Below are 2253 nucleotides of genomic sequence, written 5' to 3'. Positions count from 1 at the left end.
CACGTCGGCAGGGGCGTCCGCGTCGGCAGGGGCGTCCGCGTCGGGGCACGAGCCCGCCTCCTCGCGTGCCCGCATCGCCGCGCGGGCCGCCCGGAGGGCCTCGCGGGCCCGGTCCGACGGGCGGGGGGCGTCGGCTGCGGAGGGCGGGGTCATGACGGCCTCCTCAGGGAGACCAGATCGGTCAGCTCACGGTCGGTCAGTTCGGTCAGCGCGGACTCCCCGGAGCCGAGGATCGCGTCGGCGAGGGCGCGCTTGGCCTCCAGCATCTCGGCGATGCGGTCCTCCACCGTGCCCTCCGTGACCAGGCGGTGCACCTGGACGGGCTGGGTCTGGCCGATGCGGTAGGCGCGGTCGGTGGCCTGTTCCTCGACGGCCGGGTTCCACCAGCGGTCGACGTGGACGACGTGGCCCGCCCGGGTGAGGTTCAGGCCGGTGCCGGCCGCCTTCAGCGAGAGGACGAGGACGGGGGTGGCTCCGCTCTGGAAGCGGTCCACCATCCGCTCGCGCTCGGCCACCGGCGTACCGCCGTGGAGGAGTTCGACGGGCACCGCGCGCCCGGTGAGGTGCCTGGTGATCAGGCGGGCCATCCCGACGTACTGGGTGAACACCAGGGCCGAGCCGTCCTCCGCGAGGACGGTGTCCAACAGCTCGTCCAGCAGGGCCAGTTTGCCCGACCGCTGGGCGAGCCGGCCGTCGTCCGCCGCCGTGTGGTCCTCCTTGAGGTACAGGGCCGGGTGGTCGCAGATCTGTTTGAGCGAGGTCAGCAGCTTCAGCACCAGGCCGCGGCGCCCCATGCCCCGGGCGGTCTCGATGGCGAGCATCGACTCGCGCACCACCGCCTCGTACAGCGCGGCCTGTTCGCGGGTGAGGGGCACGGGGTGGTCGGTCTCGGTCTTGGGCGGGAGTTCGGGCACGATGCCCGGGTCGGACTTCTTGCGCCGCAGCAGGAAGGGGCGCACCAGGCGGGCCAGCCGCTGGGCGGCCTCGTCGTCCTCGCCGCTCTCCACGGCGCGCGCTTGGCGGGCGCGGAAGGACTTGAGGGGGCCGAGGAGGCCGGGGGTCGTCCAGTCGAGCAGAGCCCACAGTTCGGAGAGGTTGTTCTCGACGGGGGTGCCGGTCAGGGCGACGCGGGCGGGCGCCGGGATGGTGCGCAGGGCCTTGGCGGTGGCCGAGTGCGGGTTCTTGACGTGCTGTGCCTCGTCGGCGACGACCATGCCCCAGCTCCGCTCGGCCAGGGCGGGGGCGGCCGAGCGCATGGTGCCGTAGGTGGTGAGGACGAAGCCGCCGGCCAGGCCGTCCAGGCTGCGGTCGGGGCCGTGGAAGCGCCGGACGGGGACGCCGGGCGCGAACCGGGTGATCTCGCGCTGCCAGTTGCCGAGGAGGGAGGCCGGGCAGACGACGAGGGTGGGCTCGCTGCGGGCCCGCTTCAGGTGGAGGGCGATGAGGGTGACGGTCTTGCCGAGGCCCATGTCGTCGGCCAGGCAGCCGCCGAGGCCGAGGGAGGTCATGAGGTCCAGCCAGGCCAGGCCCCGCAGTTGGTAGTCGCGCAGGGTGGCGGCGAGGCCGGGCGGGGGTGCGGCGGGGCGGACGCCCGCGGTCAGGCGGTCGCGGAGGACGGCGAGCGCGCCGGCCGGGACGGCTTCGACGGTCTCGCCGTCGACCTCGGCGCTGCCGGTGAGGGCGACGGAGAGGGCGTCGACCGGGTCGAGCAGGCCCAGATCCCGTTTGCGGGCCTTGCGGACGAGGGCGGGGTCGACGAGCACCCACTGGTCGCGCAGCCGCACCACCGGGCGGTGGGCCTCGGCCAGGGCGTCCATCTCGGCCTCGGTGAGCGGGTCGCCGCGCAGCGCGACCTGCCAGCCGAAGGTCAGCAGGTGTTCGCTCTCCAGGAAGGCGCTGCCGTCGGTCGCGGAGCCGGGGGCCGGGCGGACGACGGCCGTGGCGGTGAGGTCCTGGGCGAGGTCGCGGGGCCAGTGCACGGCGACTCCGGCCGCGGCGAGCCGGGTCGCGGCGACTCCCAGCAGGTCGGTCAACTCGTCCTCGGACAGGGCCAGTACGTCGGGGACGTCCTGGTCGGACAGCCGGTCCAGCGGCGGCCAGACGCGGGCCGCGCGGCGGACGGCGAGGGCGGCGTCCACCCGGGCCCGCGGTCCGAAGGCGCCCTCGGCCTCGCCCGCCCACAGGGACGCCGCGTCGGCGACCAGGGTCGGGTCGGCCAGGCTGTGCACCTGCACGACCGCCGCGCCCGCGTGC

The 2253-nt window shown here is 75.5% G+C and carries 1 protein-coding gene; it reads right to left on the bottom strand.

The genetic code is table 11. The annotated features are described in order from the left end of the window. Positions 1-149: 149 nt before the first annotated feature. Positions 150-2253: DEAD/DEAH box helicase (locus tag G3I53_RS12570; RefSeq protein ID WP_239063832.1), on the bottom strand; the 2104-nt coding region annotated here is incomplete at its 5' end.

It is taken from the genome of Streptomyces sp. SID14436, assembly GCF_010548465.1.
GTDB lineage: Bacteria > Actinomycetota > Actinomycetes > Streptomycetales > Streptomycetaceae > Streptomyces.
Note: the sequence above shows the minus strand (reverse complement) of the source record. Positions and strands in the feature narration are given on the sequence as shown.